Genomic DNA, 16199 nt, shown 5'->3' with positions numbered 1-16199 from the left:
AGTCGATCCACCATGGCGAGCGATGCGCCGACCGCCCAAGCAACCGACCTCGACTGGCTGCTGAGCGGCCTCGTGCAGCGCGTTCCCCACACCGGCAGCGCCGTGCTCCTGTCCTGCGACGGGCTGGTGAAGTCCGTGCACGGACTCGACCCCGACAGCGCGGACCACATGGCCGCCCTCGCCTCCGGCCTGTACTCGCTGGGCCGCAGCGCGGGCGTCCGGTTCGGCGACGGCGGCGACGTGCGCCAGGTCGTCGTGGAACTCGACTCGACCCTGCTGTTCGTCACCACCGCCGGATCCGGCACCTGTCTCGCCGTGCTCGCGGGACGCGAGGCCGACGCCGCCGTGCTCGGGTACGAGATGGCGATGCTGGTCAAGAGCGTCCGCCCCTACCTCGTGACCGCCCCCCGACAGCAGGCCGCCGACACCCCGGCGACGAGGCATTGAGCGTGACGACGGCCGGCGACGGGCCCTGGCTGGACGACGCGGCCGGGCGGCTGGTGCGGCCGTTCACCGTCAGCAACGGCCGCACCGAACCGACCATCGCCCTGGACCTCATCTCCCAGGTGATGGCCACCGGAGTCGCCCCGCTCGGCTACCTCGGCCCCGAGTACGCCCAGGCCATCGACCTGTGCCGCGGGCCCCTGACGGTGGCCGAGGTCGCCGCGCACCTGAGACTCCCCGCCGCCGTGACCAAGGTGCTGCTCTCGGACCTCGTCGACTGCGGGGCGCTCACCACCAAGCCCCCCGCCTTCCGCCACAACCCCACTGACCGGTCTCTGCTGGAGGCAGTGCTCGATGGATTACGACGACAGCTCTGACCCGTTCCCCACCGCGCTCAAGATCCTGGTGGCGGGCGGGTTCGGGGTCGGCAAGACCACCTTCGTGGGAGCGGTCAGCGAGATCGCGCCGCTCAGCACGGAGGAGCTGCTGACCACGGTCGGCGCGGCCACGGACAACCTCGACGGCGTCGAGAACAAGGTCGAGACGACCGTCGCCATGGACTTCGGCCGGATCACCCTCGATCCGCAGCACGTGCTGTACCTGTTCGGCACGCCGGGGCAGGAGCGGTTCTGGTTCATGTGGGACGAGCTGTGCGAGGGCGCCCTCGGCGCGGTCGTCCTCGCCGACACCCGCCGCCTCGAGGAGTGCTTCGCCGCCGTGGACTTCTTCGAGGAACGCGGACTGGGCTTCATCGTCGCCGTGAACGAGTTCGACGGCGCCTTCCGCTACGACCCCGACGAGGTGCGCTCGGCCCTCGATCTGAGCCCCGGGACACCGGTGGTGCCGTGCGACGCCCGCATCTCCAGCTCCGGCGTACAGACCCTGCTCGCCCTCGTACGCCACCTCATCGCCCACAGTCCCGCGCCCGTGCCACGCCACAGCGCCCACATGTGACCGCCGCACATGTGTCCCGCCCACACGTGGGCCGCCCACGCACGACCTCCCCGCCCCGCCCACACTTTCTCAGCCCACCCGTGCCCAGCCCACATGGGCCCCGCCCCCGTGTGACCACCGCACACAGCCCTGGAGTCGCCCCATGAGGTACGCCCACCGTCACGGAGCCCGGTCATGATGTACGAGCCGGCCCGCCGTGTCCGTGGCCTGCTGCTCACCCCGGAGGACAAGGAGGCCCCCGCCCGGACGGCCAAGCTGCGCAGCATGGGTCTCGGGGAGCGCCCCGAACCGGCGCTCGACGTCTACGCCGACCATCTCGCCCTGCTCACCGGCGCGCCGTACGCCATGGTCAACTTCATCGGCGAGGAGCGTCAGTTCTTCGCCGGGCTGAGCAGTCCCGTCGTGGCCCCCGTTGTTCGCGAGGACGGCAGCAGGCCCGAGATCGGCCGGGTGCTGCCCCGCGAACACGGCTTCTGCCCCCATGTGGTGGTCCGCCGCAAGGCGCTCGTGCTGGAGGACGTGCGCGACTATCCGCGCTTCGCCGGGAACCCCGTCGTGGACGACCTCGGTATCCGCTCCTATCTCGGTGCACCCCTCATCGACAGCACCGGCATGGTGCTGGGCACCGTGTGCGCGGCCGACACATCCCCGCGCTCGTGGGGGCAGCCGGGCCTGGACACCATCAAGGCCCTCGCCGTCGAACTCACCGGCCGCATCGAGCGGTCGGCCGCCGACGGCCTGCCCCTCTGAACGGACGGCACGGCACACCCGCACCGACGAGCCCACCGCTGCTCCGAACGAGTCGCGCCCAAACCGGTCATAGAAACCCCGCACCCGCCCCGAAGCCCCAGTCCCCGCAAGGCGTGAAGTGGAGCTGAGGCTCCGGTTAAGAAAAGCTCGATGGACCCGGGCCCGCGCATACGGCAGATTGCAGGGTGATTCCACCTCTCTGACCCGGTGCGGCCCCTTTCGGTGTGCCCGCGTGCCGGGCCTCACCCTCAGGAGCCGTAGCGTTGAAGGCGCTGGTCAAGGACAAGGCGGAGCCCGGGCTCTGGCTCACGGACGTGCCCGAGCCCACCGTGGGGCCCGGTGACGTACTGATCAAGGTCATGCGGACCGGTATCTGCGGCACCGACCTGCACATCCGGAACTGGGACGGCTGGGCGCAGCAGGCCGTGCGCACCCCGCTCGTGCTCGGCCACGAGTTCGTCGGCCAGGTGGTGGAGCTCGGCCGCGACGTCACCGAGATCCGCGTCGGCGACCGGGTCAGCGGCGAGGGCCACCTGGTGTGCGGCAAGTGCCGCAACTGTCTGGCCGGCCGCCGCCACCTGTGCCGGGCCACCATCGGACTGGGTGTGGGCCGCGACGGCGCGTTCGCCGAATATGTGGTGCTGCCCGCCACCAATGTGTGGGTGCACCGTGTTCCGGTCGATCTCGATGTGGCCGCGATCTTCGACCCGTTCGGCAACGCCGTGCACACGGCGCTCTCCTTCCCGCTGGTCGGCGAGGACGTGCTGATCACCGGCGCGGGCCCGATCGGCCTGATGGCCGCCGCCGTGGCCCGGCACGCGGGTGCCCGCAACGTCGTCGTCACCGACGTGAGCGAGGAGCGCCTGGCGCTGGCCCGCAAGATCGGCGCGAGCCTCGCCCTCAACGTCTCGCACTCCACCATCGCCGACGGACAGCGCGAGCTGGGCCTGCGCGAGGGCTTCGACATCGGCCTGGAGATGTCCGGCCGCGCCGAGGCGCTGCAGGACATGATCGCCAACATGACCAACGGCGGCCGGATCGCCATGCTCGGCCTGCCGGCGCAGGAGTTCCCGGTGGACTGGGCCCGGGTCGTCACGTCGATGATCACCATCAAGGGCATCTACGGCCGGGAGATGTTCGAGACCTGGTACGCGATGTCGGTGCTACTCGAAGGCGGCCTCGACCTCACGCCCGTGATCACCGGCCGGTACGACTACCGCGACTTCGACGCGGCCTTCGCGGACGCGGCGAGCGGTACCGGCGGCAAGGTCATCCTCGACTGGACCGCGTAATCCCCGCACCCGGCGGGTATCGCGAAAACCCCCACTCCGTCAGCACCTTCAGAGGAGCCCACCCCATGTTCGACTCCGTGCGCGACGACCTGCGCGCCACCCTCGACGAGATCCGCGCCGCCGGTCTGCACAAGCCCGAGCGGGTCATCGGCACCCCGCAGTCCGCGACCGTCGCCGTCACCGCCGGCGGCCGCCCCGGCGAGGTCCTCAACTTCTGCGCCAACAACTACCTCGGCCTCGCCGACCACCCCGACGTGGTCGCCGCCGCCCACGAGGCACTGGACCGCTGGGGCTACGGCATGGCCTCCGTCCGCTTCATCTGCGGCACCCAGGAGGTCCACAAGGAGCTGGAGGCCCGCCTGTCGGCGTTCCTCGGCCAGGAGGACACGATCCTCTACTCCTCCTGCTTCGACGCCAACGGCGGTGTCTTCGAGACCCTGCTCGGCGCGGAGGACGCGGTGATCTCCGACGCCCTCAACCACGCCTCCATCATCGACGGCATCCGCCTGTCCAAGGCCGGCCGCTTCCGCTACGCCAACCGCGACCTCGCGGACCTGGAGACCCAGCTCAAGGAGGCGACGGCGGGCGGCGCGCGGCGCAAGCTCATCGTCACCGACGGCGTCTTCTCCATGGACGGCTACGTGGCCCCGCTCGCCGAGATCTGCGACCTCGCCGACCGCTACGACGCGATGGTCATGGTCGACGACTCGCACGCCGTCGGCTTCGTCGGCCCCACCGGGCGCGGCACCCCCGAGCTGCACGGCGTCATGGACCGCGTCGACATCATCACCGGCACCCTCGGCAAGGCCCTCGGCGGCGCGTCCGGCGGCTACGTCGCGGCCCGCGCCGAGATCGTCGCCCTGCTGCGCCAGCGCTCGCGCCCGTACCTGTTCTCCAACACCCTCGCCCCGGTCATCGCCGCCGCCTCCCTGAAGGTCCTCGACCTGCTGGAGTCCGCCGACGACCTGCGCGTCCGCCTGGCCGAGAACACCGCCCTGTTCCGCCGCCGCATGACCGAGGAGGGCTTCGACATCCTCCCCGGCGACCACGCCATCGCGCCCGTCATGATCGGCGACGCGTCCGAGGCGGGCCGCATGGCCGAGCTGCTCCTGGAGCGCGGCGTCTACGTGATCGGCTTCTCCTACCCGGTCGTCCCGCAGGGCCAGGCCCGCATCCGCGTCCAGCTCTCGGCCGCGCACTCCACGGAGGACGTCAACCGCGCGGTGGACGCCTTCGTGGCGGCCCGCGCCGCGCTGAAGGACTGATCCGACGGCTGAAGGCCCGAAGAAGGTCTGAACGAGACAGGTGGCCGCCCCGCGCGCAGTGGGGCGGCCACCTGTCTCACCCGTATATGGCATCTCGCGCGGACATGGTGGCCGGGGACATGTGGGCCGCCTCCAGGGCGCGGCCGAAAACATGCGGCCCCTTGCGATAATGGGCCTCATGATCGAGGCTCGGCGGCTCCACATCCTCCGTGCGGTCGCCGACCACCGGACGGTCACGGCGGCCGCCGCCGCGCTCTACCTCACGCCCTCCGCCGTCTCCCAGCAGCTCACCGCACTGGAGCAGGAGACCGGCCACCGCCTGGTGGAACGGGGCGCGAAGGGCGTACGGCTCACCCCGGCCGGGGAGATCCTCCTCGGCCACACCAACCTGGTCCTCGCCCAGCTGGAACGGGCCGAGGCGGAGCTGGCCGCCTATGGCAAGGGCGAGGCCGGCACGGTCACCCTCGCCGCGTTCGCGACCGGCATCGCCGGGGTCGTGGCGCCCGCCGTGGCTCGGCTCGCCCGCTCCGCGCCCGGCATCGGCATCCGTGTCCAGGACGCCGAGGGCGACGAGAGCCTGCGGATGCTCCTGGACCGGCAGGTGGACGTGGCAGTGACGGTCGAGTACCGGGGAGCGCCGCCCGCCGACGACCCGCGTCTCACCCATGTCCCGCTGTACGCCGAGCCGTTCGACGCGGTCGTACCCGTCACCCACCGCCTCGCGGACGCCCCCGTCATCCCCCTCGCGGACCTGGCCAAGGACCCGTGGATCGGTCCGTACCCCGGGAACCCCTGCCACGACGTGGTCGTGCTCGCCTGCGAGAACGCCGGTTTCCAGCCCCGCCTGGAACACTCCTCCGACGACTTCCGCGCCGTCGTCGCGCTGGCCTCGGCGGACGCGGGGGTCGCGCTCGTACCCCGTTCGGCGCTGCGCGGCATGGACCTCACGGGCGTGGTCGTACGCCCCGTGGACGGCGTGGCCCCCACCCGCCGCGTCTTCGCGGCCGTACGACGCGGCGCCGAGGACCATCCGCTGATCCGCCCGGTGCTGGACGCGCTGGGCTGCGCGGCACGGGCCGCCGACTCGGCCGCGTGACGCGCCCGTAACTCCCCTGTCTCACATCGGGGATGGCTTCCCGGATGTGAGACGCGAAGCCCCCGACCTCGTCGATGCCCGCCTCGGCGCCAGGCTCTCCGCGCTGCGTGCCCAACACGGCTGGTCCCTGGACGAGTTGGCCGAACGCAGCGGTGTGATCCTGCATGCTCTCGCGCACCGAACGCGCCGAGACCAGCGCCACCGCCGCCGTCCTCAACCGCCTCTGCCGCGTCTACGGCCGCACGATGTCCCACCTGCTCAGCGAGGTCGAGGCCGAACCGGCCGCGGTGGTCCGCGCCGGGGGGCAGCGGGTGTGGGCGGACCGCGCCTCCGGCTTCGTCCGCCGGGCCGTGTCCCCGCCGCACCCGGCCCTGCGCGGCGAACTGGTCGAGGGCAGGCTCTCGCCCGGCTCCGACATCGCCTACGCCCGCCCGCCCGTGCCGGGCCTCGAACAGCATCTGTGGGTCCTGTCCGGCGCACTCGACGTGACGGACGCGGGCACCGAGCACCGCCTCGCCACCGGCGACTGTCTGCGGATGCGGGTCTTCGGCCCGACGAGGTTCCGTTGCGCGGGCCCGGACGAGGCCCGCTATGTGCTGGCGGTGGTACGGGCATGAGGGTGCTGCGGTGGGACGCCGGTCAAGTGCGGGACGGCGCCGCCGAGTTGGCCCACCTGCTCACCGACACGGTGGCCGCCGGTGGACGACAACGGCCGCGCGGACGGCGGCGATCAGGGAAAGCACACCGCCACCGGCCGCGTGCTCGGCACCGTCGGCCTCGCCTGCCCCGCCCTCCCCAACGGCCGGCACCGCGTCGAGCCCCGACTACGCCACGAACACGGTCGGCACCCCGCGCGCCACGACCTTGTACTACAAGCGGCTCGATCCGCTCGAACCGCTCGGACCGCTCGATCCGCTCACCGGCTGACTGTCAGTGGCAGGGGTTACCGTGCGTGGCATGACGGACGCAGACGACGTACGCCGGATCGCCCTGTCCCTGCCGGAGGTGACGGAGAAGATCGCCTGGAGCATGCCCACGTTCCGGGTGGCCGGGAAGATGTTCGCCACGCTGCCCGAGGAGGAGACCTCGATCGCCGTGCGCTGCCCCAAGGAGGAGCGCGACGAACTGGTCCTGGCCGAGCCGGGGAAGTTCTGGATCGCCGGTCACGAGGCCCAGTTCGCCTGGGTGCGGGCCCGGATAGCCGCGCTGGACGACGAGGCGGAGCTGCGCGCCATCCTCACCGACTCCTGGCGCCAGGCGGCCCCGCCCCGGCTGCTGGAGGCACACCCGGAACTGGGGGTGCCCGGGGCGGGCTGATCCGCGCGCCCGCCCCGTCGCACCGGACAGCCGCTCCTCACACCCGGGCGGGCGCCACGAACGCGCCGATCCGCTCCCGCAGGCTCCGCGCGTCCAGCCCGTGCGCGGCCACATGCTCCTCGAGCGTGCCGTACCGCCGTAGCTCGCGGCGGGCCACGCCGAGGCCGAGCACCCGGTGCGGTGCGTCCGCCAGGGCCTCGCCGGCGGCCCCCGTCGAGGTCCCGGCGAGGTACGGCTCCACGAGGACCACGTCCGGACGGGCCGCCCCGGACCCGGTCGCCCGACGCAGCCCTGCGGCGTCGAAGGGCCGCACGGTCGTGGCGTAGAGCACGGTCACGTCCAGGCCCTCCGTCGCCGCGAGGACGGCGTCCAGCATCGGGCCCACCGCGATCACGACCCCGGCGCGCCCCTCGCGCACCGTGAGGAAGTGCTCCCCGTCGACGGGCAGCGCCTCACGGTTGGCCTGGAGGGAGAGACGGACGTACACCTTGTCGTCACCCGCGGCGACCGCGTGGCGCAGCAGGGTCTCCGCCTCGTCGGGGTGGCCGGGCACATGCATGGTCCAGCCGTCCAGGGTGTCGAGGAGGGCGATGTCGCCCGGCGCCATGTGGGTCACGCCCCCGGCCGGCCAGTCGAAGGAGGCGGCCGCGCTGACGAGCACCGCCCCGGCGTTCTGGTGGCCCAGGTCCAGCTTGACCTGCTCGAAGGGGCGCTCCACGAGGAAGCTGGCGAAGGTGTGCACGATCGGCCGGAGCCCGGTGAGCGCGAGTCCGGCGGCGGCGCCGATCAGGAGCTGCTCGCGGATGCCGACGTTGATCACGCGGTCCGGGTGCGTGCGCAGGGCCTCGGCGAAGCCGTCCCTGCCGATCTCGGCGAGAACGACCGCGACACGCGGGTTCTCCTCCAGCAGCCGGAGGGCGACGGGGGCGAGCCGGTCACGCATGGTCTCCATGAGGAAGGGCCTTTCCACTGATGTGCGCGGGAGTGAGGGAGGAGGTGCGGATCAGGCGTACTTCGGCTCGACACGGGCCACGACCACATGGGGGCGGCCGGGATGCGGGGCGGTGAAGGCGGCGTACAGGGCCTCGTGGTCCCGCCCGTCCACGGTCACGGCGGACCAGCCGGCCGCCTCGAAGCGGGCGGCGATCCCGCCGGGGCGCGCGTGGCTGGCGGAGGAGTTGTCCACGACGATCGTGTGCAGCCGGTCGAGACCGGCGGGCCCGGAGAAGGCGATGGCCTCGTGGTTGCTGCCCTCGTCCAGCTCGGCGTCCCCGATCAGCACCCACACGGCCGGGTCGTGCAGCCCCTGGGCGCGCAGCCCGAGCGCGGTCCCGACGCCGATCGGCAGCCCGTGCCCGAGCGACCCGCTGCCGATCTCGGCGCCCGGCACCAGCACCCGGTCGGGGTGGTGGCCGAGCGGCGAGTCGTAGCCGCCGAAACCGGGCAGCCAGTCCACGGGGACGAAGCCCTTCGCGGCGAGGACGGCGTAGTACGCCATCGGCCCGTGCCCCTTGCTCAGCAGGAACCGGTCGCGGCCCGGGTCGTCCTGCCGCTCCGGCGTGACCCGCAGCACCCGGTCGTAGAGCACCCACAGCACGTCCAGCGTGGAGGTGGCGGCCGGTCCGTGCTTCTCGTCGCCGGTCATGAGCCCCATCAGTCTGCCCAGGTCGGCGTAGGTGTGCGAGGCCTCGCCGGAGTGGTCCTCGGGACGATGGTCGGGACGGTGGTCGTTCGCGGTGATCGTCATACCGCCGATCGTGCAACCTCGACCAGGCTTGAGGTCAACCGTTTACGGATGCGCGACCACCGACCCGAGTGCGGTATTGTTTCCCTGCACGTTGCGACCGGGGAAACCCCAGGTCAAACGGCATCGGGACGTGGCGCAGCTTGGTAGCGCACTTGACTGGGGGTCAAGGGGTCGCAGGTTCAAATCCTGTCGTCCCGACTCGTGAGAGTCGCAGTTCAGGGCCGGTTTCGGAGAAATCCGAAACCGGCCCTTCGCTGTTCCCGGGGACCGGTTGGGGACCGCCGGATCACGCGGAGCGGCGCGCAGCGGCTGGGTGAGCCGCTGCGCGCCGCCGAGTGGAACTCGCCCGGTGACCGGCTTCACGGTCACGCGGGACACGGGTCAGTGGTGGCCGTTCTGGCCGCCGCCCTGACCGTTCTGACCGTTCTGGCCGCCCTGGTGCTGCCCGCCGCCCTGGCCGGTCTGACCACCTTGACCGGCCTGGCCCTGGCTGCCGCCCTGGCCGCCCTGGCCGTTCTGACCAGCCTGGCCGCCCTGGCTCTGGTTGCCACCCTGGCCGGTCTGGCCGCCCTGGCTCTGGTTGCCACCCTGGCCGGTCTGGCCGCCCTGGTGCTGGCCGCCGTTCTGGCCGTTCCGGCCGCCGCCGTGGTGCTGGCCGCCGCCCTGACCGGGCTGACCCGGGTGGCCCGGCTGACCCGGGTGGCCCGGGTGGCCCTGCTGCCCGCCGGGGCGGTGGGCTCCGCCGAGGCCGCCACCGCGGTGCGACCAGCCGCGGTCATCGTTGTGGCGGCCACCGAGGTCACCCAAGTGCCAGCCGTTCCACGTGTGGTGGCGGCCACCCCAGGAGGTGTCGTCGACGAACCGGCCGCGGTCGTTGCGGAGGGTGGCGGTGTCGGAGCGGTTGTCCCAGACGTAGTCGCGGCGGTCCTGGTAGACGTCGCGGTAGGTGTCACGGCCGATGCCCGTGTGGACGCGGACGGTGGAGCGGCCGCCGAGCCGGTAGTGGCGGAAGGTGTAGGCGTGGCCGTCCTCGCTCGACAGGGTCCAGCCGCTCAGATTCACGCTGCGTCGGGAGGTGTTGGTGACGTCGATCCACTCCTGGTTCAGAGAGCGGTTGGAGCCGTTGTCGAAGCCGGGGGAGTCGTACTGCACACCGCTGATCACCACACCCGAGCGGTACGGGGCTGCCTGATGGGGGCTGGTCTGGGCGGAGGCCGGCAGCGTGGCCGCACCGAGCGCGGCGCCGGCGACGAGAGACGCGGCCGCGATGCGGGAGATCGAACGAGAAGACATCAACAGTGCTCCCCTTGGGGTACGAGCCCACCCCTGACCAGCGTGAACAGGTCAGGAGCGGACGGTGTGCGGATCCCGGCCGATGCCGAGGACCCACAGCTTGCCCTTTCGCCCGGCTTGAAAGCGTATGCGCCGTTTCGTGTTGCGGTATCTGGATATTTCCGTGACGGTCGCTTGTAGCGTCCAATCAACTCGGCAGGCGGCAACGACCAGTTCGCGGGCGTGTACACCCATCCCCTGATCATGGCCATGGGGGCTGTTTTCGGCCACGGTGGGCTCCATCGGGCCGTCCGCCACCTCGCGCCGAAGTCTCTTCGGTGTCTCTTCGGTGCGTAACAAGAAAATACGAACAACCCCGAGACGCGTGATCGTGAGTGAGCCGGCGGAGGCGGTGCGCGGGTGTCCCGTGAGCGGCCAGGCCCTCCCGCCCCACGCACACCGGTCGCGCGCTCATTCCTGACGTGTTGGGATCAATGTGTCGGCCGCGCTCCCGTGCCTGTGCACGGTTCGAGCCGCCTGACCCGTGGAAAGGGGTGGTCTCCGTGTCTCGACCCAGAATCCTGGTGGTGGGGGCGGGCTTCGCCGGAGTCGGTTGTGTCCGCCGTCTGGAGCGCGCACTGGACCGGGGCGAGGCGGACGTCACCCTCGTGACGCCGTACTCGTACCAGCTCTACCTCCCGCTGCTGCCCCAGGTGGCCTCCGGCGTCCTCACCCCCCAGTCGATCGCGATCTCGCTGCGGCGGAGCAGGAAGTACCGCACCCGCATCGTCCCGGGCCGGGCGATCGGCGTGGACCCCGAGGCGAAGGTGTGCGTGGTGCGCACCCTCACCGGCCGGGTCCTCAACGAGTCCTACGACTACATCGTGCTCACCCCGGGCAGCGTGACCCGCACCTTCGACATCCCCGGCCTCACCGAGTACGCCGTCGGAATGAAGACCCTCGCGGAGGCCGCGTACATCCGCGACCACGTCATCTCCCAGCTCGACCTCGCGGACGCCAGCGACGACCCCGCCGAACGTGCCGCGCGGCTCCAGTTCGTCGTCGTGGGCGGCGGCTACGCGGGCACCGAGACGGCGGCCTGTCTGCAACGCCTCACCCACGCCGCCGTGGAGCGCTACCCCCGCCTCGATCCGGGCCTGATCCGCTGGCACCTGGTCGACATCGCCCCCAAGCTCATGCCCGAACTCGGCGACCGGCTCGGGCGGCAGGCGATGACGATCCTGCGCCGCAGAGGTGTCGACGTCTCGCTGGGCGTGTCGGTCGCGAAGGTCACGGAGGACGAGGTGACCTTCACCGACGGCAGGGTCATCCCGACGTACACGCTGATCTGGACGGCCGGTGTGGTCGGCAGTCCGCTGATCGACACCTTCGACGCGGAGAAGATCCGGGGGCGGCTCAGGACGACCGCCGAGATGACCGTGCCCGGCCAGGACGGCATGTTCGCCCTCGGTGACGCCGCCGCCGTGCCGGACCTCGCCAAGGGCGGCGACGCGATCTGCCCGCCCACCGCTCAACATGCCATGCGGCAGGGCAAGGTGGTCGCGGAGAACGTCATCGCCGCACTGCGCGGCGAGCCGCTCAAGCCGTACGTCCACAAGGACCTGGGCCTCGTCGTCGACCTCGGCGGCAAGGACGCCGTCTCACGGCCGCTCGGCATCGAACTGCGGGGAATCCTCGCCCAGATCGTCGCCCGCGGTTATCACTGGTCGGCGCTGCGCACCAACGTCGCCAAGGTCCGCGTTCTGGTCAACTGGCTCCTCAACGCCGTCGCGGGCGACGATTTCGTCCGCACCGGCTTCCAGCGCGGACGTCCGCCCCGGCTCCGGGACTTGGAGCACGACCACGCCTATCTCACGCCGGACCAGGTGCGGGCGGAGGTGGGGCAGGCGGAGTCCGCCGGGAGGATCGAGGGGCAGGGAACCGGAGGCTCCTGACCCTTTCCACGGCCGACGCGGGCACCTGCTCCCACCCGAGGGCGTGGGTGCCTTCGCCGCCGGACGCCCCGCACGCGCTACCGCTTGATGCCCACCCCGGTCCACAGGCTGACCTCCGCGTCGGTGTCCGTGGGCTCCGTGTCGGGGCGCCAGCGGTGGCCGACGGTGATGCCGGGGTCGAGGAGTTCCAGGCCGTCGAAGAAGCGGGCCACCGCCTCGCGGGAGCGGAACTGCACCGGCGTTCCGGCGTTGTTGTAGATGTCGGTGACCTTCTGCCAGGTCTCCGGGTCGAAGTCGGGCGTGCAGTGGCTCAGCGCCAGCGCGCTGCCGACGGGCAGCACGTCCAGGAGGCGGCCGACGATGCCGTACGGGTCCCGGGCGTCCGGCACGAAGTGCATCAGGGCGTTGAGGGACAGGGCGATCGGGCGGTCGAAGTCCAGCACCTCCGCCAGCTCGGGGGCGTCGAGGAGCGACTGCGGGTCGTTGACGTCCGCCTCGATGTAGGTGGTACGGCCCTCCGCCGTGCTGCGCATCAGACGCTCGGCGTACTTCAGGACGAGCGGGTCGTTGTCGGCGTACGCCACCCGGGCGTCGGGGACCACGGACTGGGCGACCTGGTGCAGGTTGGGCTCGGTGGGGATGCCGGTGCCGATGTCGAGCCACTGCCGGATGCCGTGCTCCTGGGCCAGGACACGGGTGGCGCGGTGCATGAAGGCGCGGTTCTCGCGGGCGCAGGTGAAGATGCCCGGGTAGACGGACGCCACGTTCTCGGCTGCCTGCTTGTCGACCTCGAAGTGGTCCTTGCCGCCGAGGTAGTAGTCGTACATGCGGGCAGAGTGGGGCCTGCTGGTGTCGATGTCCCGCGCCGCGTGTGAGTTGGTCATCCTCTTCCTTCTCGATGAGTGCCGGGGTGTGCGTGTGCGTGGGGGGAGAAGTCAGCCGGTGGTCAGGTGGTCGGCCATGCCCCGCTTGACCCCCGCGACGAACGCGGTGATCTCCTCGGGGGTGTAGATGAGGGCGGGTCCCGCGGGATCGGTCGACTGCCGCAGCGCGACCCGGCCGTCCGCGAGCTGCTTCGTCTGCACGCACTGACCTCCGTTGGGGCCGCTCCAGGGAGACTCCCAGCCCTGCTCACCGAGGTCCGACGCGGGCATGCCGTTGTAGAAACTGCCGTCGCTGGTGGTCATGAGTACTCCTTGCGCATGCGGTTCAGGAGCGCCCTGCTCTGCGTGTCGGAGGTCAGCAGGGACATGCGGTTGTGCGCCTCCAGATGGGCGACGACCTCGGCACGCTGGTCGAGGTACATCGCACCGGAGAGGATCTCGCTGTAGACGACGTCCGGAAGCTCGGGCTCCTCGAAGCGGAAGTAGGTGAACGGGGCGCACGCGCCCACATGGGCCCCGGCGGTGAACGGCACGATGTCGACGCTGACGTGCTCCAGCTCCGAGACCTCCAGGAGCCGGTCCACCTGCTCGCGCATCACCTCGGCGCCGCCGACCACCCGGTGCAGTACGGCCTCCTCCATGACGACCCAGAGGGTGGGCGCGTCGGCCTTCTCCAGCAGGGCCTGGCGGCGCAGCCGGAGCCCGACGCGGCGCTCGAGGTCCTCGTCGTTGTCGTTCGGGAAGCCGCCGGAGAGTACGGCGCGTGCGTAGCGGTGGGTCTGCAGCAGGCCCGTGACGTAGTGCGGTTCGTAGGTGCGCAGGGTTCTCGCGCCGGTCTCCAGGCTGACGTACGCGCTGAACCAGCTGGGCAGCACGTCGCGGTAGGTGTGCCACCAGCCGGGCTCGTTGGCGCGGTCGGCGAAGGCGACGAACTCGGCGATCTCGTTCGTGTCGGCGCCGTACGTCTCCAGCAGTTTCTCGACGTAGAGGGGCTTGAGCGCGACGTCCGCCTTCTCCAGGCGGCGGATGGTCAGCGGCGTGACCCTGAGCGCCCGCGCGGCGTCCTCCAGTGACACGCCCGCTTCCTGGCGCCGCTTCTGGAGCTGTCGGCCCAGGATCATGCGCAGGACGGTGGGCGCACTGGTGCCACCCGCGTTCGCACGCCCTTCACTCACGTCCATCCTCCTGACGCTCTGTCACCGACACGAGTGTGACAGGCACTTGATGATGCAACCAGAGGGATACCCGGCTTTCTGAAATTATCAGGGAGCCGGTTGCAGGGTGAACTCCGATGCGAGCATAGTTATTTGAGTGAATCGCAGTCTCGTTCACGGTCAACGTCGCGTCCCCGAAGGCAAGTTGATCACATTGCCCTCTGTCGACCGAGTCCGTCCGACGGAAGGCAACCACCGTGTCCCCCCACACGACTTCCTCCCCCGACCTGTTGGACGTCGCCGACCCGGACCAGGCGCACTGGATCGAATTACCCTCGCACCGCTCCAGCGTCCGGGTCGCCCGCCGCTGTGTGCGGACGCGGATCGAGGGCTGGGGGCTGTCCGAAGAGCTGTGCGCGGACGCCGTGCTGCTCGTCTCCGAACTGGCCACCAACGCCGTCCGGCACACACCGAGCGTGCGCATCCTGTGTGGTCTCGGGATGGTCTCCGCGGGATGTCTCCGCGTCGAGGTGCACGACCACGACTACTCCGGCCGGGGACTGGACCGGTGCGAGCCGGGGCTCGACGACGAGAGCGGACGGGGGCTGCTGCTGGTCGGACAACTGGCCGACGCCTGGGGGGTGGACCGGTCGCGGCTGACCGGGGGGAACGCGGTGTGGGCGACGCTGCGGGTCTGACGGGGGACGGTCCGCGTGGGGTCCGCCCGGCATCTGCGTCCGTGTGTCGCCGAAAGCGGGTCATAAGGTCTTCCGGGAGACCGCGCGGCAATTCCTCGACGTCGCCCGCGAGATCCACATCGAGTACCGCGACCAGTGGCCTCGTTAGGGGCGTACTCGCGTCGTTCAGGCATATGCAGAACGACCGTGCGGCCGACAGGGACCGCAACCTCTCCCCAGGGCCTTGCCGTTGTGTGAGACATGAGGGACGGCGCGCACGGACACGGAAGCGACCGCCGACCGCCCGGCGCGGTGTACTGGTTCCGGCTCGACGGCGGTGACGACAACTGCCCCTGGTGCCACGCGCTCCCGCTCACGGAGCACGTGTGCGACGGTGGACCGCCGCCGTTTGTGCCCCGTCCGGGCTGCCGGCGGTGCCGCCTCACGCGCGTGGTGGACCTGGTGCGGCTCGTGATGGTGCCCTTCGCGTCCCTGGTCACCGTCTTCGCGGCCCTCACCGCGGTGCTCAGGAGCTGAGGACCTTCGCGACCAGTCGACCAGCCCGGAACGCGCGCGCGGAACGCCTGCCGGGTTCTCGGGGGAATGCCGTCGCCGCATGAGAGCCTCCCGCTGTGGCCGAGGGGCGGAGCCCCGTCGCGGCCCGCGTACCCGGACGGACCCGGCGCAATCACACCCCCGCCGCCCGCAGGTGTGTGCGAGCGGGCCGGGGGCAGTCGCAGGGAGAACGAGCAACCCCGTCACCGGACCGGACTCGTCGACGGACTCATGGGGAGGTCCCATGTCCAGCACCGAAACGCTGATCGCCATCATCGTCCCCATCGTGGTCATCCTGGCGCTGATCACCTTGGTCGCCTTCTTCGTGGTACGGCGCCGCAGGCTGCGCGAGCGCTTCGGGCCCGAGTACGACAGGGCCGTACGCTCCGGGGACGGCAGGCTGTCGGCCGAGCGCGAGCTGCACTCCCGGGAGAGGCGGCACCGGGATCTCGACATCCGCGAACTGCCCCCGGGCGCCCGCGAACGGTACGCCGAGGACTGGAACAGGGCCCAGCAGGAATTCGTGGACCACCCGGACCGCAGCGTCACGGACGCCGACCGGCTGGTCACCCAGCTGATGCGGGACCGCGGCTATCCGACGGAAGGGTTCGAGCAGCGGCTCAAGGACCTCTCCGTGGAACACGCGCACACCCTGGAGCAGTACCGCGCCGCCCACGACATCAGCCGGCGCAACGAGAACGGCGAGGCGACCACCGAGGAGCTGCGCGGCGCCATGGTGCACTACCGCGCGCTGTTCCAGGAACTGCTCGGCGGCACGGGCGGCACGGGTGACACGCACCGGCGCGGGGGATCGCCGCACGCGGCCTGACCGTACGC

General features: G+C 71.3%; 18 protein-coding genes, 1 tRNA gene and 2 pseudogenes. 14 read left to right on the top strand and 7 right to left on the bottom strand.

Translation table 11 applies throughout. The annotated features are described in order from the left end of the window. Positions 1–12 precede the first annotated feature (12 nt). The 9 genes and pseudogenes from AB0E91_RS01485 (at position 13) to AB0E91_RS01445 (ending at position 7118) form a co-directional block, all read left to right on the top strand. A complete protein-coding gene (locus AB0E91_RS01485; RefSeq protein ID WP_161181384.1) occupies positions 13–447 on the top strand; it encodes a roadblock/LC7 domain-containing protein in 435 nt (144 codons plus the stop codon). Between the two features lie 2 nt (positions 448–449). Continuing rightward, positions 450–821 (top strand): DUF742 domain-containing protein, encoded by a 372-nt coding sequence (locus tag AB0E91_RS01480; RefSeq protein ID WP_361773427.1) that lies wholly within the window; start codon positions 450–452, stop codon positions 819–821. After that, positions 799–1398 carry an ATP/GTP-binding protein gene (locus AB0E91_RS01475; protein WP_161181386.1) on the top strand — a complete coding sequence of 200 codons (600 nt, stop codon included), beginning with the start codon at positions 799–801 and terminating at the stop codon, positions 1396–1398. The genes AB0E91_RS01480 and AB0E91_RS01475 overlap by 23 nt, the downstream gene beginning before the upstream one ends. Before the next feature lie 174 nt (positions 1399–1572). After that, positions 1573–2148 (top strand): GAF domain-containing protein, encoded by a 576-nt coding sequence (locus tag AB0E91_RS01470; protein ID WP_361773424.1) that lies wholly within the window; start codon positions 1573–1575, stop codon positions 2146–2148. Between the two features lie 263 nt (positions 2149–2411). Further along, positions 2412–3440: an L-threonine 3-dehydrogenase gene (gene tdh / locus AB0E91_RS01465; RefSeq protein ID WP_161181388.1), complete on the top strand. Its 1029-nt coding sequence runs from the start codon at positions 2412–2414 to the stop codon at positions 3438–3440. Between the two features lie 65 nt (positions 3441–3505). Continuing rightward, a complete protein-coding gene (locus tag AB0E91_RS01460) occupies positions 3506–4705 on the top strand; it encodes a glycine C-acetyltransferase (protein ID WP_361773421.1) in 1200 nt (399 codons plus the stop codon). A 178-nt stretch (positions 4706–4883) separates the two neighbouring features. Next, positions 4884–5801 (top strand): LysR family transcriptional regulator, encoded by a 918-nt coding sequence (locus AB0E91_RS01455; RefSeq protein ID WP_361773418.1) that lies wholly within the window; start codon positions 4884–4886, stop codon positions 5799–5801. Between the two features lie 46 nt (positions 5802–5847). Beyond that, positions 5848–6418: pseudogene (locus AB0E91_RS01450) on the top strand (helix-turn-helix domain-containing protein). 340 nt (positions 6419–6758) lie between these two features. Then, positions 6759–7118 (top strand): MmcQ/YjbR family DNA-binding protein, encoded by a 360-nt coding sequence (locus AB0E91_RS01445; protein ID WP_361773415.1) that lies wholly within the window; start codon positions 6759–6761, stop codon positions 7116–7118. A 37-nt stretch (positions 7119–7155) separates the two neighbouring features. Here the strand turns inward: AB0E91_RS01445 and AB0E91_RS01440 are convergent, their stop codons facing one another. Together AB0E91_RS01440 and AB0E91_RS01435 are read right to left on the bottom strand one after the other, a co-directional pair. Next, positions 7156–8070, bottom strand: a complete 915-nt coding sequence (locus AB0E91_RS01440; protein ID WP_361773412.1) for a transketolase — start codon at positions 8068–8070, stop codon at positions 7156–7158. 51 nt (positions 8071–8121) lie between these two features. After that, positions 8122–8772, bottom strand: a complete 651-nt coding sequence (locus tag AB0E91_RS01435; protein WP_361775095.1) for a transketolase — start codon at positions 8770–8772, stop codon at positions 8122–8124. Positions 8773–8989: 217 nt separating this feature from the next. On the opposite strand from AB0E91_RS01435, the gene AB0E91_RS01430 reads away from it, so the two are divergent. Beyond that, a tRNA-Pro gene (locus AB0E91_RS01430) sits at positions 8990–9063 on the top strand. Positions 9064–9690: 627 nt separating this feature from the next. Here AB0E91_RS01430 and AB0E91_RS01425 read toward each other — a convergent pair. Then, a pseudogene (locus AB0E91_RS01425) lies at positions 9691–10158 on the bottom strand (lamin tail domain-containing protein); the annotation flags it as partial. Between the two features lie 51 nt (positions 10159–10209). Next, positions 10210–10428, bottom strand: coding sequence for a hypothetical protein (locus AB0E91_RS01420; protein WP_361773409.1), 219 nt, complete (start codon positions 10426–10428; stop codon positions 10210–10212). 263 nt (positions 10429–10691) lie between these two features. Here AB0E91_RS01420 and AB0E91_RS01415 point away from each other — a divergent pair, with 263 nt between their 5' ends. After that, positions 10692–12092, top strand: coding sequence for an NAD(P)/FAD-dependent oxidoreductase (locus AB0E91_RS01415; RefSeq protein WP_361773406.1), 1401 nt, complete (start codon positions 10692–10694; stop codon positions 12090–12092). A gap of 77 nt (positions 12093–12169) precedes the next feature. Here the strand turns inward: AB0E91_RS01415 and AB0E91_RS01410 are convergent, their stop codons facing one another. From AB0E91_RS01410 to AB0E91_RS01400, 3 genes are read right to left on the bottom strand one after another with little or no spacing between them, the layout of a single operon-like run. After that, complete coding sequence (locus AB0E91_RS01410) at positions 12170–12976, bottom strand: SAM-dependent methyltransferase (protein ID WP_361773403.1); 807 nt, start codon at positions 12974–12976, stop codon at positions 12170–12172. Positions 12977–13027: 51 nt separating this feature from the next. Further along, positions 13028–13279 (bottom strand): DUF397 domain-containing protein, encoded by a 252-nt coding sequence (locus AB0E91_RS01405; protein WP_361773400.1) that lies wholly within the window; start codon positions 13277–13279, stop codon positions 13028–13030. Further along, positions 13276–14151, bottom strand: coding sequence for a helix-turn-helix transcriptional regulator (locus AB0E91_RS01400; RefSeq protein ID WP_361773397.1), 876 nt, complete (start codon positions 14149–14151; stop codon positions 13276–13278). The genes AB0E91_RS01405 and AB0E91_RS01400 overlap by 4 nt, the downstream gene beginning before the upstream one ends. Before the next feature lie 236 nt (positions 14152–14387). Here AB0E91_RS01400 and AB0E91_RS01395 point away from each other — a divergent pair, with 236 nt between their 5' ends. The 3 genes from AB0E91_RS01395 (at position 14388) to AB0E91_RS01385 (ending at position 16191) form a co-directional block, all read left to right on the top strand. Beyond that, positions 14388–14828, top strand: a complete 441-nt coding sequence (locus tag AB0E91_RS01395) for an ATP-binding protein (RefSeq protein WP_361773395.1) — start codon at positions 14388–14390, stop codon at positions 14826–14828. Between the two features lie 240 nt (positions 14829–15068). Beyond that, positions 15069–15344, top strand: coding sequence for a hypothetical protein (locus tag AB0E91_RS01390; protein ID WP_361773392.1), 276 nt, complete (start codon positions 15069–15071; stop codon positions 15342–15344). 262 nt (positions 15345–15606) lie between these two features. Then, the gene (locus AB0E91_RS01385; protein ID WP_361773389.1) at positions 15607–16191 is read left to right on the top strand and encodes a hypothetical protein; all 585 of its coding nucleotides are present in this window, start codon (positions 15607–15609) and stop codon (positions 16189–16191) included. Positions 16192–16199: the final 8 nt, after the last annotated feature.

It is taken from the genome of Streptomyces sp. NPDC026659 (assembly GCF_040638245.1).
Taxonomy (GTDB): Bacteria; Actinomycetota; Actinomycetes; order Streptomycetales; family Streptomycetaceae; genus Streptomyces.
Note: the sequence above shows the minus strand (reverse complement) of the source record. Positions and strands in the feature narration are given on the sequence as shown.

What these genes read in the sequence shown, in the direction of transcription:
- AB0E91_RS01485 (WP_161181384.1), top strand. Translation starts at nt 13, where the DNA reads ATGGCGAGCGATGCGCCGACCGCCCAAGCAACCGACCTCGACTGGCTG.
- AB0E91_RS01475 (WP_161181386.1), top strand. Translation starts at nt 799, where the DNA reads ATGGATTACGACGACAGCTCTGACCCGTTCCCCACCGCGCTCAAGATC.
- AB0E91_RS01470 (WP_361773424.1), top strand. Translation starts at nt 1,573, where the DNA reads ATGATGTACGAGCCGGCCCGCCGTGTCCGTGGCCTGCTGCTCACCCCG.
- AB0E91_RS01460 (WP_361773421.1), top strand. Translation starts at nt 3,506, where the DNA reads ATGTTCGACTCCGTGCGCGACGACCTGCGCGCCACCCTCGACGAGATC.
- AB0E91_RS01455 (WP_361773418.1), top strand. Translation starts at nt 4,884, where the DNA reads ATGATCGAGGCTCGGCGGCTCCACATCCTCCGTGCGGTCGCCGACCAC.
- AB0E91_RS01445 (WP_361773415.1), top strand. Translation starts at nt 6,759, where the DNA reads ATGACGGACGCAGACGACGTACGCCGGATCGCCCTGTCCCTGCCGGAG.
- AB0E91_RS01440 (WP_361773412.1), bottom strand. Translation starts at nt 8,070, where the DNA reads ATGGAGACCATGCGTGACCGGCTCGCCCCCGTCGCCCTCCGGCTGCTG.
- AB0E91_RS01435 (WP_361775095.1), bottom strand. Translation starts at nt 8,772, where the DNA reads ATGGGGCTCATGACCGGCGACGAGAAGCACGGACCGGCCGCCACCTCC.
- AB0E91_RS01410 (WP_361773403.1), bottom strand. Translation starts at nt 12,976, where the DNA reads ATGACCAACTCACACGCGGCGCGGGACATCGACACCAGCAGGCCCCAC.
- AB0E91_RS01405 (WP_361773400.1), bottom strand. Translation starts at nt 13,279, where the DNA reads ATGACCACCAGCGACGGCAGTTTCTACAACGGCATGCCCGCGTCGGAC.
- AB0E91_RS01390 (WP_361773392.1), top strand. Translation starts at nt 15,069, where the DNA reads ATGAGGGACGGCGCGCACGGACACGGAAGCGACCGCCGACCGCCCGGC.
- AB0E91_RS01385 (WP_361773389.1), top strand. Translation starts at nt 15,607, where the DNA reads ATGTCCAGCACCGAAACGCTGATCGCCATCATCGTCCCCATCGTGGTC.